Origin of the sequence: Achromobacter sp., from assembly GCF_032102605.1 — a bacterium.
In the GTDB taxonomy this organism is placed as follows: domain Bacteria; phylum Pseudomonadota; class Gammaproteobacteria; order Burkholderiales; family Burkholderiaceae_B; genus Achromobacter.
Map to the genome: position 1 here is coordinate 1 of NZ_DAMDGT010000029.1, position 16,634 is coordinate 16,634.

14 protein-coding genes are annotated in these 16,634 nt (G+C 65.9%); 1 reads left to right on the plus strand and 13 read right to left on the minus strand.

The genetic code is table 11. The features are described from left to right. Positions 1-218: 218 nt before the first annotated feature. Genes RT614_RS28965 through RT614_RS28990 form a run of 6 tightly spaced genes read right to left on the minus strand, consistent with a single transcriptional unit; the run spans position 219 to position 5,989 of the window. Positions 219-1,037, minus strand: coding sequence for an SDR family oxidoreductase (locus RT614_RS28965; RefSeq protein ID WP_313626029.1), 819 nt, complete (start codon positions 1,035-1,037; stop codon positions 219-221). 13 nt (positions 1,038-1,050) lie between these two features. Further along, entirely contained in the window at positions 1,051-1,662 is a 612-nt protein-coding gene (locus tag RT614_RS28970) for an isochorismatase family cysteine hydrolase (RefSeq protein WP_313626031.1), read from the minus strand. Beyond that, entirely contained in the window at positions 1,659-2,192 is a 534-nt protein-coding gene (locus RT614_RS28975; protein ID WP_313626033.1) for an aromatic-ring-hydroxylating dioxygenase subunit beta, read from the minus strand. Before RT614_RS28975 ends, RT614_RS28970 begins: the two co-directional genes overlap by 4 nt. Then, positions 2,183-3,526 carry an aromatic ring-hydroxylating dioxygenase subunit alpha gene (locus RT614_RS28980; protein WP_313626035.1) on the minus strand — a complete coding sequence of 448 codons (1,344 nt, stop codon included), beginning with the start codon at positions 3,524-3,526 and terminating at the stop codon, positions 2,183-2,185. Before RT614_RS28980 ends, RT614_RS28975 begins: the two co-directional genes overlap by 10 nt. A gap of 8 nt (positions 3,527-3,534) precedes the next feature. Further along, positions 3,535-4,779, minus strand: coding sequence for a dienelactone hydrolase family protein (locus RT614_RS28985; protein ID WP_313626036.1), 1,245 nt, complete (start codon positions 4,777-4,779; stop codon positions 3,535-3,537). Positions 4,780-4,810: 31 nt separating this feature from the next. Next, positions 4,811-5,989: an ABC transporter substrate-binding protein gene (locus tag RT614_RS28990; RefSeq protein WP_313626038.1), complete on the minus strand. Its 1,179-nt coding sequence runs from the start codon at positions 5,987-5,989 to the stop codon at positions 4,811-4,813. Between the two features lie 287 nt (positions 5,990-6,276). On the opposite strand from RT614_RS28990, the gene RT614_RS28995 reads away from it, so the two are divergent. Next, the gene (locus RT614_RS28995; protein ID WP_313626040.1) at positions 6,277-7,257 is read left to right on the plus strand and encodes an AraC family transcriptional regulator; all 981 of its coding nucleotides are present in this window, start codon (positions 6,277-6,279) and stop codon (positions 7,255-7,257) included. A gap of 590 nt (positions 7,258-7,847) precedes the next feature. Here the strand turns inward: RT614_RS28995 and RT614_RS29000 are convergent. From RT614_RS29000 to RT614_RS29030, 7 genes are all read right to left on the minus strand, one after another. Next, a complete protein-coding gene (locus RT614_RS29000; RefSeq protein ID WP_313626041.1) occupies positions 7,848-8,255 on the minus strand; it encodes a RidA family protein in 408 nt (135 codons plus the stop codon). Between the two features lie 51 nt (positions 8,256-8,306). Continuing rightward, the gene (locus RT614_RS29005) at positions 8,307-8,732 is read right to left on the minus strand and encodes a thioesterase family protein (protein ID WP_313626043.1); all 426 of its coding nucleotides are present in this window, start codon (positions 8,730-8,732) and stop codon (positions 8,307-8,309) included. 20 nt (positions 8,733-8,752) lie between these two features. Next, on the minus strand, positions 8,753-10,393 hold the full coding sequence (locus RT614_RS29010) for an AMP-binding protein (protein WP_313626045.1): 1,641 nt from the start codon (positions 10,391-10,393) through the stop codon (positions 8,753-8,755). Positions 10,394-10,459: 66 nt separating this feature from the next. Then, positions 10,460-11,629: an acyl-CoA dehydrogenase family protein gene (locus RT614_RS29015; RefSeq protein ID WP_313626047.1), complete on the minus strand. Its 1,170-nt coding sequence runs from the start codon at positions 11,627-11,629 to the stop codon at positions 10,460-10,462. A gap of 2 nt (positions 11,630-11,631) precedes the next feature. After that, positions 11,632-12,489 (minus strand): enoyl-CoA hydratase family protein, encoded by an 858-nt coding sequence (locus RT614_RS29020; RefSeq protein ID WP_313626049.1) that lies wholly within the window; start codon positions 12,487-12,489, stop codon positions 11,632-11,634. Between the two features lie 42 nt (positions 12,490-12,531). Further along, positions 12,532-13,323, minus strand: a complete 792-nt coding sequence (locus RT614_RS29025; protein ID WP_313626051.1) for an SDR family oxidoreductase — start codon at positions 13,321-13,323, stop codon at positions 12,532-12,534. After that, positions 13,320-15,671, minus strand: coding sequence for a bifunctional salicylyl-CoA 5-hydroxylase/oxidoreductase (locus RT614_RS29030; protein WP_313626052.1), 2,352 nt, complete (start codon positions 15,669-15,671; stop codon positions 13,320-13,322). Before RT614_RS29030 ends, RT614_RS29025 begins: the two co-directional genes overlap by 4 nt. Between the last annotated feature and the right edge of the window lie 963 nt (positions 15,672-16,634).

Genomic DNA, 16,634 nt, shown 5'->3' on the forward strand with positions numbered 1-16,634 from the left:
GAAGGGGCAGTCCGGAGCGAAGGCTCCGGACCGCAATCGTAGCCCCGCGCACCCCAGGCTGCCGACGTGCCGGGCGTCTAAAGAACGCCGACCTCCACCAGCCGAGCCTTGGCAATACGTCTGGTGCCAGCCACCGGGGAAGACCATCTACGAATCTCAACGCCAGCGCTTGAGGGCCTCAAACACCTACCGTCGACGTCCCAGACATCCGTTCACACTCACCCCCCCGCGCCCGGCCCAAGCTCCTTGAACCACACCCGCGGCGAAATCCCCCGATCCGGCCCCAGCACCGAAAACCCGCCGTCCACCGGAATATCCACCCCCGTCATCCAAGACGCAGCATCCGAACACGCAAAGCACACGGCCGCGGCGATCTCCTCCCCAGACCCCACCCGACCCAACGGATGAAAATGCGCGCCCACCGCATCCGCCGCCGGCCGCGAACCCCCGGACAACTGCTCCACCGACGGCGACCACGTCCACGCCGGCGACACCGCCAGCACCCGCACGCCCGCCGGCGCCAGCTCCACCGCAAAATTCTTCGTAATCTGAAGCAGCGCCGCCTTCGAAGCCGGGTACAGCGCCCGCCCGGCCGCGCCGAACTTGCCGCCCGTGCTGCCCATGTTCACCACCACGCCCCCGCGCGGCAACCGTGGCGCCACCATCTGCGTAAACATCGCCGCCGAAATCAGATTCGTGTCCAACGTCCGATGCCACTCCTCCCGCGTCGACGCAAGTCCCCGGTCCGCATACTGGCACGCGTTATTCACCAGAATGTCCAGACGGCCAAAGCGCGCCAACGCCGCATCGACGCACGCCTGAATCTGGCTGTCCTGCCCAATGTCCGTCTCGCAATACAGCGCCCGTTCGCCCAGCGCATCTTCCAGCGCCCTGCCCGCGTCCGCATTCCGCCCAACCAGCACCACGTTCGCACCGGCTGCCACGAATCCCCGCGCAATGTCCGCGCCCAATCCCTGCGTGCTGCCCGTCACGATGGCCGTCTTGCCCGCCAGCCCGGGAAAGCCTGAAAAATCCATGAAAGCTCCTTGATCAGTCTGGCGCCACAGACCAGCGCAAAGCCTCGGCCACTGGCTCCGTCTGCGCGATCAGCCGCATGCTGGCCAGCGAGGCTTCATGCACCGCCGGGTCGGCAGAAGCGCAGGCGTCCTGCGCCACCATCACCGAAAAGCCGATGTCCGCCGCATGCCGCACCGTGCCTTCCACCACCGAATGCGTCGCCACCCCCGCCACCACCAGCCGCCGCGCGCCCAGCAGACGCAACGTCTCCTCCAGCGGCGTGCCATAGAAGGCGCTGATGCGCGTGTGCTTCACCACGAACTCGCGCGCGCTGCCCGCCAGCGGCTGCAGTCCATCGTAGAACGCGCTGCCCCACTGCCCTTCCGGCACCGCGCCTATCGTCGCCACGTTGCGAAAGATCGCGCAGTTAGGCAGCAGATCGGCGTAGTCCGGCCGGAACGCGATGCGCACGTGCACGATCGGCAACGCGTGCGCACGCGCTCCGTCGAGCAGCGCGGCCGCATTGTCCAAAAGGCGCTGGCGCGCACCGCCATCCGCATCCAGCCCCACGCGGATCTTGCCGTCGGGATGCAGCACATCGTTCTGATAGTGCAGCGCCAGCACCGCCACGTCCGGGTGGCTCACACGAACACCTCGAAAACGTCGTGCACGTCGTCGCAATTGACGAGATCGACCCGCTTCATGCGAATGCGCCAGCCGTCGCCCTCCGCGGCCAGCTTGTGCGTATAGCGGCCGGCAAGCTGCCGCGGCTGGCGCTTGCGCCATTCCGTCATCTGGAACACCGAATGCACCACAAGATTGCCGCCCGAATCCACGCCTTCGATCTCGATGCCGCCCACCATCCGCGCGCTGCGGGTCGGCGGCTGCTGCGACCAGTTGCGCGGGTGCTCCAGGCGCCGGATGCGCACGTCGCGCAGCATCCGGTCCTCCCAGAACAGCGAAATATGGTCGTAGGGACTTTCCTGGCCCGCCTTGCGTGGCATCCAGTACATGCCATCCGACGTCCACAGCGCCTGCCAATCGTCATAGCGCCTTTCGTCCAGCAGCCGCGCCTCCCGGTAGAGGAACTGCGCGATGCGGTGGTAGCTATCCGCGGGCACCTCGGCCGGCGACAGGTCCGCCGTGCCCACGTCGAAATCAAGATCTAGCAGCATGCGCCGTCTCCCTTCGCCGATGCGTCCGTCGCGGCGCCGGCTTCCATGTATGCCTTCCAGGCGCGGAACTGGTTGCGCATGGGCAATTCGCTGGTGCCGTTGACGGACACCATGCCGTCGGCATCCGTCCGGTCGTTGCCGTGGTAGCGATGCATGCTGACCCAGTCTCCGCCGCGCGTCGCATTGCCTTCCTGGCAGCGGTTGTAGAGCTCGATGTCGTCCGGCATGACGTTGGACGACGGAGAATTGATCACGTTGGCATACAGCATCGCGCGCTTGAACACGCCATCCGGCGCCCCCTTGCAGCGGAACGTCTGGATCTCGATCAGGGTCCGGTCCACCGCCACCGGACGGATCACCCGAAACTGCTGGAACACCGTGTGAGGCGATCCGCTGCCGTAGATCACCGTATTGTGGCGGTTCATGCCCAGGATCTCGCGGGCGCGGTCCTCGCCGTAGGCGCCCGTCAGCGTCTCGAAGTGCGCGCGCGAAACAGGATCGCGTTCCGCGGCGCCCGGGTTGAAGATGCCTTCCATGTAGCCGTGCCCGTTGTCATAGGCGCGCAGCTCCAGCTTTTCCCAGAATTCATAGGGTTCGCCGTTGCCGTCCATGATGTGCAGCTCAAGCGGCATCTCGCCGATCTCCTTGGCCTCGTCCCGCGCGGCGGCATAGGAAGATTCATGCGTGACGCGCGCATGCATGGTGTCGTGCAGGTTCTCGTAGAACACCTTCCAGTTCGACCGTTGCATCACCCGAAAAACGCCGCCCGCCACCTCGACCTCGCCCACCGGCGACCGGTCGCACAGATTGTCGATCGACGAACGCACGCCGCCCAGGAAGTCTTCCAGCGCCTGGCCGTCCTTCGACTGGCTGGCGAACACGAAGCCGCGGTAGCTTTCCACGCGCGCCAGGCGGCGCATGGAGAACGCCGGATCCGTGGGATCGTAGGACGTGCCTTCCAGACCCTGCTTCAGAGGCACGCCCAGGTGGCTGCCGTCCAGCTTGAAGGTCCAGGCGTGATACGGACAACGGAAGAACTTGCCGACACAGCCCTCGCCGTCGGCCACGATCTTCGCGCCCTTGTGCGGGCAGCGGTTGTACAGCACGTGCACCCGGCCGTCCGAAGCCCGCACCATCAGCACGTCCTGGTCGCCCAGCCGGGTGGTGTGGAAATCGCCCGTCTTGGGCACCTGGCTTTCGTGGCCCACATAGATCCAGGCGCGCCCGTAGATCCGCTGCATCTCCAGATCGAAGATCGCCGGATCGGTGTACACGTCCCGGTGCACGCTATCGCCGCGCACCAGGGACGCAAGTTGCTCGTCGGTATAAGGCATGTCGTCTCCTACTTGTTCTCGCTGTCTTTCCAGCGCGCCATCAGCGTGTTGGAAGGCAGGGTCTCGTCCAGCAGCTTGGCCGCGGTCTCGCGACCGGCCGTGGGCAGCCCCTTGGGATCCAGCAGGCCCACCTGCACCAGCACGCTGGCCTGGTCCCAATAGATGTGCTCGTGATAGAGCTTGTCGCCGCGGAACTTGACGATGGCCACCAGCGGGATCTCCACGTACTTCCCCGTGGGCGCAACGCCCGGCAGCATCCAGTCGACCTCGGTGGTGTGGGTGAAGCAGAACAGCAGCTCATCGACAATCTGCGTCGCGCCCACCGTCCGCGACAGCGGGACCAGCCGCGTGTCCGGCGGATTGCTGTTGACGAAGTGGTGCTGGTAGAAGCGCGACAGCTCTTTGTGGCCCACGCCGCCCGTCATGGTCGGGATGTGGTTGACGTAAGGCTCCGCCACCATCGTCGCCATCGTGGCGGCCACGTCGCGCGTGCCGAATTCGTACTCGCAGTGCTTGTCCCACAAATACGAATAATCGAATTCCGGACCGATCGTGCGCTGCAGCGCGGCCATGCTGCGTTGGTGCGCCATCAGCGCCGAGGGCTTGTCGTAGTGGTCGCCGCCGGTGCGCGCAAACGCGTGATCCACGCCCGGATAGACATACAGCTCCACGCCCGGTTTGCCGCCCAGCGCCTCCAGGATGCGCTGGCGCGCCTCGGGCGGACAGAACCCGTCCTGCTCGGCGATGTGCAGCACCAGCCGCCCGCGCAGCGCGGAGGCTTCTTCCAGGCTGTCCTCGATGCCGACGCCGTAATAACCCACCGCCACGTCCGCATCCGTGCGGCAGGCGGCCAGGTAGGCCAGCTTGCCGCCCAGGCAATAGCCCAGCACCCCGGCGCCGCCTTCCTGTTCGGGCAAGTTGCGCAACGCCGCCAGCGTCGACGCGATGTCCTTCACGCCCAACTCCACGTCGAAGCCTTTGTACAGTTCGAACGCGCGCGGCATGTCCGCCGGGCCGTCCGTCAACTGGATGCCCGGCTGCTGGCGCCAGAACAGGTCCGGCACCAGCACCACGTACCCTTCCTCGGCCAGCAGCTGCGCGCTGCGGCGCATGAAATCGTTGACGCCGAAAATCTCCTGGCACAGCACCAGGCCCGGGCCGCGGCCCGAGGCCGGCACAGCCAGATAGGCGCCGAAAGACTTGCCATCGTGCGAAGCGACCGTCACCTCGCGCGTCGTAATGCCTTGAGTCATGCGTATCTCCTTGTTCGGAATCCCGGCGGCCTTACTTCATCTGGCAGGCAGCGGCGAAGGGATCCTGGTATTGGGTCAGAACCGTTCCGGACAGCTTGTTGGACAGCTTTCCGCCCGCGTCCGCCTCAACGACGCGCAGGTAGTAGTTCTGGACCGGATACTGGTTGCGGTTGAACCTGAAATCGCCGCGCACCGACTTGAAGTCCGCGCGCCGCAATGCCGGACGCAGCGCGTCCGCGTCCAGCTTGCCGCCCGTCTGGCGCACCGCGCTGTCCAGCAGCATCGCGGCGTCGTAGCCCTGCGACGCATACAGCGTCGGACTGCGGTTGTAGGCCTTCTTGAAATCCTCCACGAACTTGCGGTTCGCGGGATTGTCCAGGTCCACCGCCCACTGCGACGTATTGCGCAGGCCCTGGATCGGCGCCCCCACCGCGGCGATCGTGTCTTCATCGCCCGAGAACCCCGGCGCCAACAGCGCGATGTCCTTGGACAGGCCCGCGCCATTGAACTGCTTGATGAAATTCACGCCCATGCCGCCTGGCAGGAAAAAGAACACCGCATCCGGCTTGCTGGCGCGCAACTGCGTGATTTCCACGCCGTAGTCCAACTGCCCGAGCTGGGTGTAGATCTCTTCCGCCACCCCGCCCTTGTACAGACGCTTGAAGCCGTTCAGCGACTCCCGCCCGCCCGGATAATCGGGCGCGATCAGCGCCACGCGCTTGTACCCCTGGTCGGCCGCGTACTTGCCCATGGCGGCCGGGATGTCCTCGTTCTGCCAGGCCACCGCGAAGAAATTCGGATTACAGCCCGCGCCGGCATAGTTTTCCGGCCCCGTATTCGTGCTGAGATAAATCGTGTTCGATTGCAGGATCGCGGGCATCACCGGCAGCAGCACATTCGAAAACACAATGCCCGTCATCACGTCCACGCGGTCACGCTTGAGCAGTCGCTCGACCGCCTGGCGTCCGGTGTCGGCCTTCTGCTGGTCGTCGGCCACCACCACCTCCGCGGCCACCCCGCCCAGCTTGCCCCCGGTATGTTGCAGCGCCAGATTGAAACCATCGCGGATCTCGTTGCCCAGCGCCGCACCCGGCCCCGACAACGTGGTCAGCAGGCCCACCTTGACCTTATCGGCCGCCGACGCGCCCGTCGCCGCCGCCATGCAAACCAACGCCGCCAGCGCGCGCCGGCTCCACAGATTTCGATTCATGTGCCACCCCGATATCGCCGCCAGCCCTGCTGGCGGAAAGCTGACAGAACCCGTCTGCCGTCGGTACACGCATGCCGCCGATCCAAGCCGCCCAGCTTACGCGCCGCGGCGCCCTCATTCCAAGAGGCGCGCGGATTCGCCTCGCCTGCAGGCAAGATTAGGCCCCAGCCCTTCCCGGCTCTATCCGAATACCGCCACCCTTATCCGGGATTCACTTAATTCCCAATGCGGCCCGTTTAAATTAGTCTGCCCTCTGATACGGGATCGGTCCCGTCCCGGAGGCATCCATGCACGGCTGGTCCCGAATCGAGCTGGCGCCCTTGCTAAAGCGGCGCGTCTTCAGCTCCACGCAACAGGATGAGACCCGCGCGCGCGTGTCGGAAGCCCTGAAGGATCACCGCCTCACCTGGAAAGGCGGCCGTGTCGACGCGGAACTGAACCGAGGCCGCTTCGGCTCGCTCACACTCTGTACGTTGCGCTACGGCGCCGAAGTCCACATCGAACCCGACCGCCTCCAGGACTTCATGCTGGTGCAGGTACCCCTGCGCGGCCGCGCCCGCATCGAATGCGGCGACGAAGGCGTCAACGCCGACCCCGACTGCGCCGCCGTCATCGCCCCCAACCGCCGCCTGCGGCTGCACTGGGAAGCCGGCTGCGAGCAGCTGCTGCTCAAGATCCCGCGCGGCAAACTCGAAGCCATGGGCCAGCGCGCCTTCGGCCAAGCCGCCACCCGCCCCCTCGACTTCAGCCCCGCGCTACGCCTGGACACCCCCATCGGCGCCGCCTGGCGCAGCATGATGGCCAGCCTTATCCACCTGCTCCCCACCCTGGACGACGGCGCCCGCCGCCCACCCGCCGCGTGGCTGGAACACCTGGAAGACACCCTGGTCCTGCACCTGCTCTACAACCAGCCCAACACCTGGCAAACCCAACTGGGCGACGCCATCCCGCGCCGCCTGAGCATCGCCGAGTCCTACATGCGCGACCGCCTGGGCGCCCCCCTGACCCTGAACGACATCGCCCGCCACGCCGGCGCCAGCGCCACCGCCCTCACCCGCCTCTTCCAGGAACACCGCGACACCACCCCCATGAACGCGCTGCGCGCGTTCCGGCTGGACGCGGCACGCACCCGCCTGAAAGCGCAACCGGACGCCAGCGTCACCGAAGTCGCGCTGAGCGTGGGGTTTGGACACTTGGGACGTTTCTCGGAGTACTACCGCGAGCGGTTCGGGGAACTGCCAAGAGAGACCCGGCGCACGGGAGGGTGAGCGCGCGCGTGTCGAGTGAGCGCGCGCGTGTCGAGGTGGCCAACACCGCCCCGCCGCAAGACACTACGTAAGCCCCGCAAGGCCGCCCGCGCGGCCGACGCGGGGCGGGCCCCGCAAGACATTCCTACCCACTCCGACGCGGACAAGAACCTCAAGAACCCCACCCATCCCGACGGCCGAGAAACCGTCAACAGCCGAGCCTGGTGCGCCGGGGGCCTGGGGTGCGCGGGGCGTGTAGATGCGCCCGAAGGAATCGGAAGGCAGTCGCCGCAGGCGACAACGACGATGACGAAGGGGGGGGCCGCCTAGGCAAGTCCGGAGCGAAGGCTCCGGACCGCAATCGTAGCCCCGCGCATCCCAGGCCCCCGGCGCACCAGGCGTCAATAGAACTCAATCGTCAACAGGCTCAATCGCCAACTCAATAACAAAGACAAAACAAAAGCGCCCGAATCCCAAAGCCTACGCTCCAGAACCCAGGCGCATTCAAAAAACACCGGCAAAGCATCGAAGGCCCGCCCCTCCCGCCACCCGGTGCCGGCCAGACAGCCAGAGCGGCGAACCCTCGATACCCGGTAAAAACTAAAAAACCATCACAGCGCCGGCACCACCGCCGTCACCTCGATCTCCACCTTCGCGCGATCCTCCACCAGATCCGCCACCTCCACCGCCGTCATCGCCGGAAAATGCCGCCCGATGAACTCACGGTAGTGCTTGCCGATCGCCGGATAAGCCGCCACGTACTCATTCTTGTCCGTCACATACCAAGTCATCCGAACGATATGCTCCGGCTTCGCCCCGCCTTCGGCCAGGATCGCCACAATGTTCGACAGCGTCTGGCGCACCTGGTCCGCCAGATCGTCAGACTCGAACTGCTGCTGCCCGTTCCAGCCCACCTGCCCGCCCACGAACACCAGCTTGCTGCCCACCTGCATCTCGGTCAGGATGCCATTCGAATAGCCCCGGGGCGCCATCCAATCCGGCGGTTGCAGAATCTTCATAACGTCTCATCCTATTGATTAATAAAACAACCTCAGGGTGACGCTCGCCGCTTACGCAGCGGGCGCCAGATAATCCTGCATGCGCTCGCGCAGATCCGCGGGCATCGGCATCGACTTCATCGTCCGCAGATCCACCGTCACGATTGTCAGCGTCGCCGACAACCGCAACTGCCCGTCCGGCCCCTCGAAACGCACCAGCGCCTTGAACGACGCGCCGCCGATGCGCTGCACCTCCAGCGTCTGCCTAAGCTTCTCGTGCCAACGGCTTGGCGCGCTGAAATCGCACGTCACCGACGCCATCGGCGTGCCGATGTGGCGGTCCACGTGCAAGGCATGAAACGGCAGCCCCATGCCCTTGTCGAACCACTCCTCGACAAAATCATTGATCATCTCGAAATAGCGCGGATAGAACACGATGCCCGCCGGATCGCAATGGCGGAACCGGACTTCTACCTGGCTGACGAAAGGTGCTGCCATGATGTTTCCTCAGTGCTTCTTCATGCCATCTTGCGCAGCGCAAAGCGCTGCAGCTTGCCGGTTTCCGTGCGCGGCAACGCATCCACGAACTCGATCGACCGCGGATACTTGTACGGCGCGATGCTCGACTTCACGAACGCCTGCATCGCGGCGACCAGCTCCGCGCTGGGCTCAAAGCCCGGCTTCAGCACCACGAACGCCTTCACCAGCTGACCGCGTTCGTCGTCCATAGCGCCCACAACACCGCATTCCGCCACGGCCTCGTGGCGCAGCAGCGCGTCCTCGACCTCCGGGCCCGCGATGTTGTAGCCCGCCGAAACGATCATGTCGTCATTGCGCGCCTGGTAGAACAGGTAGCCGTCGTCGTCCTGCACAAACGTATCGCCCGGCAGATTCCAGCCTTCCTGCACGAAACGGCGCTGGCGCTCGTCCGCCAGATAACGGCAGCCCGTCGGCCCCTTGATCGCCAGGCGGCCCACCGTGCCATTGGGCACCGGCTTCATTTCATCGTCCACGATCTGCGCCACATAGCCGGGCACCACGCGACCGATTGCCCCGCGCCGAACCTCTTCCGGCGGGCTGGACACAAACACGTGGATCATCTCCGTGCCGCCGATGCCATCGATCATCTCGATGCCCGACGCGTCCTTCCAGAGCTGGCGCGTCGCGTCCGGCAGGGCCTCGCCGGCCGACACGCTCTTCTTCAGCGACGACAGGTCGAACTTGCCCACCAGCGCAGCCATCTGGCGGTAGAACGTCGGCGCCGTGAACACGACCGTGGCGCGAAAATCCTGGATCAGCTCCAGCAGGCTTTCCGGCGACAGCTTCTCGGCCAGCACCGTGCTGGCGCCCACGCGCAGCGGGAAACACAGCAGCCCGCCCAGGCCGAACGTAAACGCCAGCGGCGGCGTGCCGCAGAAAACGTCGTCCGGACCCGGCTTGATCACATGCTTGGGAAACAGATCGCACATCGCCAGCACGTCGCGATGGAAATGCATGCAGCCCTTGGGCGAGCCCGTCGTGCCGCTGGTGAACGCGATCAGGCACACGTCATCCGACGCCGTGTCGCAGGCCTGGAACGTGTCCGGCTTGCCGGCAGCCAGCGCATCCAGCGCATCAGGCGACGTGTCATTGAAATACACGATCTGCGCCAGTTCCGGGCAATGATTCTCGTGGTCCGGCTGCGCGCAGAACTGCGCCTCTTCCTTCAGGCGGACGTCGCAAAGCACCGCCTGGATCTGCGCCTTCTCGATGATCTGCTTCAGTTCCTTCGAACGCAGCAACGGCATCGTCGGCACCGTCACCAGCCCCGCCTTGATCGCAGCCAGCCAGGACGCGGCCATCATGGGGTTGTTCGGGCCGCGCAGCAGCAGGCGGTTGCCCGGCACCAGCTTCATGTCCTCGGTCAGCACGTGCGCGATGCGGTTGGTCAGTGCGGCCAGTTCGCGGTACGTCATCGCGGCCGGCTTGCCATCCTGGCGCCAGCGCAGCGCCGCGCGGTCGCCGTGGCCACGTTCGACCATGGCGTCCACCAACTCCACGGCGCAATTGAAACGCTTCGGATAGGCCACGTCGGGGCCGTCCAGCAAGAATTCTGGCCATTGTTCGCCCGGGGGCAGATTGTCCCGGGTGAAAGTGTCGATGTGGGCGGATACTTCCATGAAAATTCCCCTTGGCTAGTGCGGTGCGGTTTGCGTTGGCGAAAAGGCAGGCGCTCGGTGGCGCCTTTATGCCTTCAGCAGTTCACGGGCGATGATCAATTTCTGCACTTCCGTGGCGCCTTCGTAGATACGCAGCGCTCTGATTTCCCTGTAAAGCTTCTCCACCGGCATCCCCGACACCACGCCCGCGCCGCCGAACATCTGCAACGCGCGGTCGATCACGGTCTGCGCCGACTCCGTGGCCGTCATCTTGGCCATGGCGGCTTCGCGCGTCGTGCGCAGCTTCTGCACGTCGCGCATCCACGCGGCGCGATACGTCAGCAGCGCCGACGCGTCGATGGCCGTGGCCATGTCGCCCAGCGCGGCTTGCGTCAGTTGCAGGTCGGCCAGCGTCTGGCCGAACATGCGGCGCGACTTGGCGCGCGCCAATCCCTCGTCCAGCGCGCGGCGCGCAAACCCCAGCGCCGCCGCCGCCACCGATGCGCGGAAGATGTCCAGCGTCATCATGGCCAGCTTGAAGCCCTGGCCGGCATCGCCCAGCCGGTTCGTGGCCGGAATGCGGCAGTTGTCGAACGTGATGGTCGCGAGCGGATGCGGGGCGATCAGGTCGATGCGTTCAGAGACCTCGAACCCCGGCGTGTCGGCGTCCACCACGAACGCGCTGATGCCGCGCGCGCCCGGGGCTTCGCCTGTGCGCGCGAACACGCAATAGAAGTCGGCGATGCCGCCGTTGGATATCCAGGTCTTCGCGCCATTCAGCACGTAGTGGTCGCCGTCCAGCCGCGCTTCGCACGCCAGCGCGGCAACATCCGACCCCGCATCGGGTTCGGACAGCGCGAAGGCGGCGATGGCCTCGCCGCGCGCCACGCGCGGCAGGTAGTGCTGGCGCAGCGCGTCCGAGCCCATCAGCGAAATCGCGCCGCTGCCCAGGCCCTGCATCGCAAAGGCGAAGTCAGCCAGGCCTTCATGGCGGGCAAAGGTTTCGCGCAGGATGCAGACCGCCCGGGAATCCACTTCAGGCAACGCGCCGCCCCAGCTTCCGCCGGGGCCACCCGCCACGGCGTAGCGCAGCCATCCGGCCTGCCCCATGGCCTTCACCAGCTTCTTGCACGCCGCGTCGGCGTCGTGGTGGTCCACGTCGCCCAAAGATTGTTCGCACCAGGCGTCGACGTCGTGCGCCAGCTTGCGGTGCGAGTCGTCGAAGAACGGCCAGTCCAGCCAGCTTGCGTCGCGCATGGTCAATTCCCCTCGAAGACGGGTTTCTGCTTGGCCACGAAGGCCTCGTAGGCGCGATGGAAATCACGCGTCTGCATGCAGATGGCCTGCGCCTCGGCTTCGGCCTCGATGGCCTCGTCCACGCCCATGTTCCATTCCTGGTGCAGCAGTTTCTTGGTGACGCCGTGTGCGAAGGTCGGGCCGGCGGCAAGCTGAGCGGCCAGCGTCTGGGCGGCGTCCAGCAGCTTGTCGGATTCGTGCAGGGCGTTGAAGAAACCCCAGCTCGCGCCCTCTTCCGCCGTCATCGCGCGGCCCGTGTACAGCAGTTCCGAGGCGCGCCCCTGGCCGATCATGCGCGGCAACAGCGTGCATGCGCCCATGTCGGCGCCGGCAAGGCCCACGCGGGTAAACAGGAACGCGGTGCGCGCGGCGGCCGTGCCCAAACGCATGTCCGACGCCAGCGCCACCATTGCGCCCGCCCCGGCGCAGACGCCGTCAACGGCCGCCACGATGGGCTGCGGGCATGCGCGCATGGCCTTGACGAGGTCGCCCGTCATGCGGGTGAAGTCCAGCAGTTCCGGCATGCTCATCTTCGTGAGCGGGCCGATGATCTCGTGCACGTCGCCGCCCGAGCAGAAGTTGCCGCCGGCGCCCGTCACCACCACCACCTTGACGTCGGTGGCGTACACGAGCGAACGGAACAGATCGCGCAGTTCGGCGTAGGAATCGAACGTCAGCGGATTCTTGCGCTCGGGACGGTTCAGCGTGATGGTGCCGATCTTGCCGTCTGCCGACACCTGCCACAGGAACGTCTTCGCCTGATAGCCGGCGATGGGACGCTTGTGATGCTTCATGGTGTGCTCTTCGGGCTGGGTGCTCATGGTGTCTCCGTTCGTGGATTCTGGGGTGGATAGGCGCCGGCCTCAGCCGGTCATCACTTCGCCGCCGTCTACGGCGATCGCCTGGCCATTGATGGACGCGGACGCCGGCAGGGCCAGCCATGCAACCGTCTCGGCCACTTCGTCGGGCTGCACCAGGCGGCCCTGCGGATTGCGTTCGGCCAGCTTGAGCCGCGCGGCTTCCGGCGTCATGCCGGTCTTCTCGACGATGTTCGCCACCGCGCCGCGCACGATATCGGTTTCGGTGTAGCCCGGGCATACCGCGTTGACGGTGACGCCCTTCTGCGCGGTTTCCAGCGCCAGCGAACGCGTCAGGCCGATCACGCCGTGCTTTGCGGCGCAGTAGGCGCTTACATACCCATAGCCGATCAGGCCGGCGGTGCTGGCCACGTTGATCACGCGGCCCCATTTTTCCTGCAGCATGCCGGGCAGCGCGGCCTGGATGCAGTGGAAGGTGCCGGTCAGGTTGACCGCCAGCATCTGGTTCCACAGCGCGGCGTCGGTGCGGTCAAAGCGCTGGCTGACCGCCTGCCCGGCGTTGTTCACCAGCACCAGCACGGGACCGAACTCGGCCTCGGCCTGCGTGAAGGCATCGTGGACCGACGCTTCGTCCGCAATGTCCGCGCTGACGGCCTGAACCTGGCCCAGGCGGGCCAGTTCGTCGGCGGCCGCGTCCAGGGCCCCGCCATCGCGACCCAGCAACGTGACGCGCGCGCCGCGTTGCAGCAGCGCCCGCGCGCTGGCCAGGCCGATGCCGCGGGCGCCGCCCGTCACCAACGCGTGGCGACCAGCGAGCGGTAGCGCAATTGCATTCATTTGATATCCAGTTGCGCCATCGCGGCGGCGCGTTCGAAGTTGGTTTCAAGCTGGCGTTTGCCGGCGAAATACTGGCTGGGCCACGAGACATCAACATAGCCCACTCGCGCCGCTTCGCGTAGCGTCCAGGAGGCGTCGGCCAAATGGGGACGCGCAAGGGCGCAGAGGTCGGCCCGGCCCGAGGCGATGATGCCGTTCGCGTGATCGGCTTCGAAGATCGCGCCCACGGCGATCGTGGGGATGCCGGCCTCGTTGCGGACGCGATCCGCGAAGGGCGTCTGGAACATGCGGCCGTACACCGGCTTTTCTTCCTTGCTGACCTGACCCGACGAGCAGTCGATCATGTCGGCGCCCGCTTCCTTGAAATGGCGCGCGATCTCGACCGCGTCATCCGGCGTGATGCCGCCTTCCACCCAGTCGCTGGCGGAAATACGCACCGACATGGGCTTGTTCTCGGGCCACACGGCGCGCACCGCGTGGAAGACCTCGAGCGGGAAGCGCAGGCGATTTTCCAGGCTGCCGCCGTACTCGTCTTCGCGGCGGTTGGTCAGCGGCGAAATGAAACTGGACAGGAGGTAGCCGTGGGCGCAGTGCAGCTCCAGCCAATCGAAACCGGCGGCGGCGGCGCGGCGGGCGGCGCCCACGAAGTTGTCGCACACCTGGTCCATGTCGGCGCGCGTCATGGCGCGCGGCGTCTGCGACACGCCTTCGATGTACGGCAGGGCCGACGCCGACACCAGCGGCCAGTTGCCTTCGGCCAGCGGATGGTCGATCTTTTGCCAACCAAGCTGCGTGGACCCCTTGCGGCCCGCATGGCCCAGCTGCATGCCGATGCGGGCATCGCTGTTGCCGTGCACAAAGTTCACGATACGGGCGAACGCCTGCTGCTGCTCGTCATTCCACAGGCCCGGGCATCCCGGGGTGATGCGGCCGTCCGGCGACACGCAGGTCATCTCCACCATCACCAGCCCCGCGCCACCCATCGCGCGGGCGCCCAGGTGAACCAGGTGGAAATCGCCCGGCACGCCGTCCGTGCACGAATACATGGCCATCGGCGACACGAGGATGCGATTCTTCAGCCGCACCCCGCGCGCCTGATAGGGCGTCAGCATCGGAATGGCCGGACGCCGGCCTTCGGGCGTAGCGGCGCCGGCGCGCTCGGCGATCCAGCGCTCGAAACCTTCAAGCCACGCCGGATCACGCAGGCGCAGGTTCTCGTGCGAAATGCGCTGCGAACGGGTCAGCAGCGAATAGGCGAACTGCTCGGGTTCCAGGTCGGCGTAGCGCTCGACGTTCTCGAACCATTCGGTGGAGTTGCGGGCGGCGTTCTGGATCTTCAGCACTTCGACGCTGCGCACCTCTTCGTAATGGTGCAAGCCGGCTTCCACGCTGCCTTCCGCGCCGCTCAGGCAGCGGGCCAGCTCGATGGCGTCTTCCAGCGCCAGCTTGGTGCCCGAGCCGATGGAGAAGTGGGCGGTGTGCGCGGCGTCGCCCATCAGCACCACCGGCACGCGGCGCTCACCGCGCGCCGTGTCCAGCTTGTTCCAGTGCACCCAGGTATTGCAGATGACGCGCGGGAAACGGATCCAGATGGCCGAACCGCGCAGGTGCGACGCATTGCTGATCAACGCATTGCCGTCGAGCCACGGCGCAAACAGCTTTTCGCAATAGGCGATGCCCTCTTCCTGGCTCATCTGCTCGATGCCGGCGGCCTGCCACGTTTCCTCGGGCGTCTCCACGATGAACGTCGACATGCCGTCTTCATAGCGATAGGCATGCGCCTGGAACCAGCCGTGCTCGGTCTGCACGAAGGCGAACGTGAAAGCGTCGAACACCTTCTTGGTGCCCAGCCACACGAAACGGCAGCGGCGCTGGTCGATGTCGGGATGGAAGGTGTCGGCGTAGCGGGTGCGGACCTGGCTGTTGATGCCGTCGGAGGCGATGACGAGGTCGGCGTCGTACTCACGGGCGATGGCCTGGTCGTCCTGGACGAAGTTCTCGAACACGAGCTTCACGCCAACGTCTTCGCAGCGCGCCTGCAAAATGTTCAGCAGCTTCTTGCGGCCGATGCCGATGAAGCCGTGGCCAGAGGAACGGATGCTGCGTCCCTTGAAATGGATGTCGATGTCATCCCAGTGGTTGAACGCATCGCCAATGGTCTGGGCCGAGACCGGATCGGCCTCGCGCAGGTTCTGCATGGTGGCGTCGGAGAACACCACGCCCCAGCCGAAAGTGTCGTACGGGCGATTGCGCTCGATGACGGTAATTTCGTTGGCGGGGTTCTGCAGTTTCATGAGCAGACCGAAATACAGGCCGGCGGGACCGCCGCCGATGCAGACTATGTTCATTGCCGTATACGCTCCAAGTACGCGACAGTCGCTCTTTGTTGCTGGAGCGGAAGCCGCAGATATTTAGGTCTGGATAGTTTAGGCTTGAAATATATACCTGAAGTGGGGGGTGTGCAAATGAGGGAAAGTATTTAGGGATTGGGGAAATGGGGACGATTGGGATTGGGGTGGTTGGGTAAGGCTTGATTGTCAAGGGTGGGCAGGTTTCGGCGCTGCCTTGGGTTTTGGCGCCGTCTGCGTCCTTGGCGCCATCTGCGTTCTTGGCGCCATTTGAGTTCTTGACCCGCTCCTCGGCGCGGGCGGCAGGGCGGCGAGCGCCCACGATCGCGGTCCGGAGCCTTCGCTCCGGACTACCCCGTCGTCATCTTCGTCACCGCCTTCGGCGGTTCCTACAGATTCCCTCGGGCGCATCGAGGTTGCTCGCCCCCCTGCCGCCCGCACCGAGGAGCTGCGACGTGCCGGTTTGATGCGCTGCTAGACCCGTGGTCAGGGGCGAGTCTTGCGGGGCCCGCCGAATCGCGGCCGCGCGGGCGGCCACGATCGGCATACATGTTGCGGGACGTCGTGGCGGCGTGCGTTTGCGCGCTTGCGGCGAGTGGTTTGCTAACGGCTCCTGCATCACCGGGGGGGGAGTGGTGATGGGCGGCGGAGTTGAAGTGACGATTTTGGCGTTCCCTTGGTGCGGGCTGAGTCGGCAAAGCTGGCTGAAACCCCGCAGCCACACGCGAAGCGTCATCATCCCGACGCAAGACACCGCGTAAGTCCCCAAAGGCCGCCCGCGCGGCCGGCCAGGGACGGGCCCCGCAAGATATTCCCGCCCACACCATCGCAGGCAAGAACCTCAAGAACTCCGCTCGCCCCTGCGCCCGTGAACATCAGATGCTCTGAGCCCGGCGTGGCGCGGGCCCGGGGTGGGCGGGGCGTTTAGATGCGCCCGGCGGAAACCGTAGGGAGCCGAAGGCG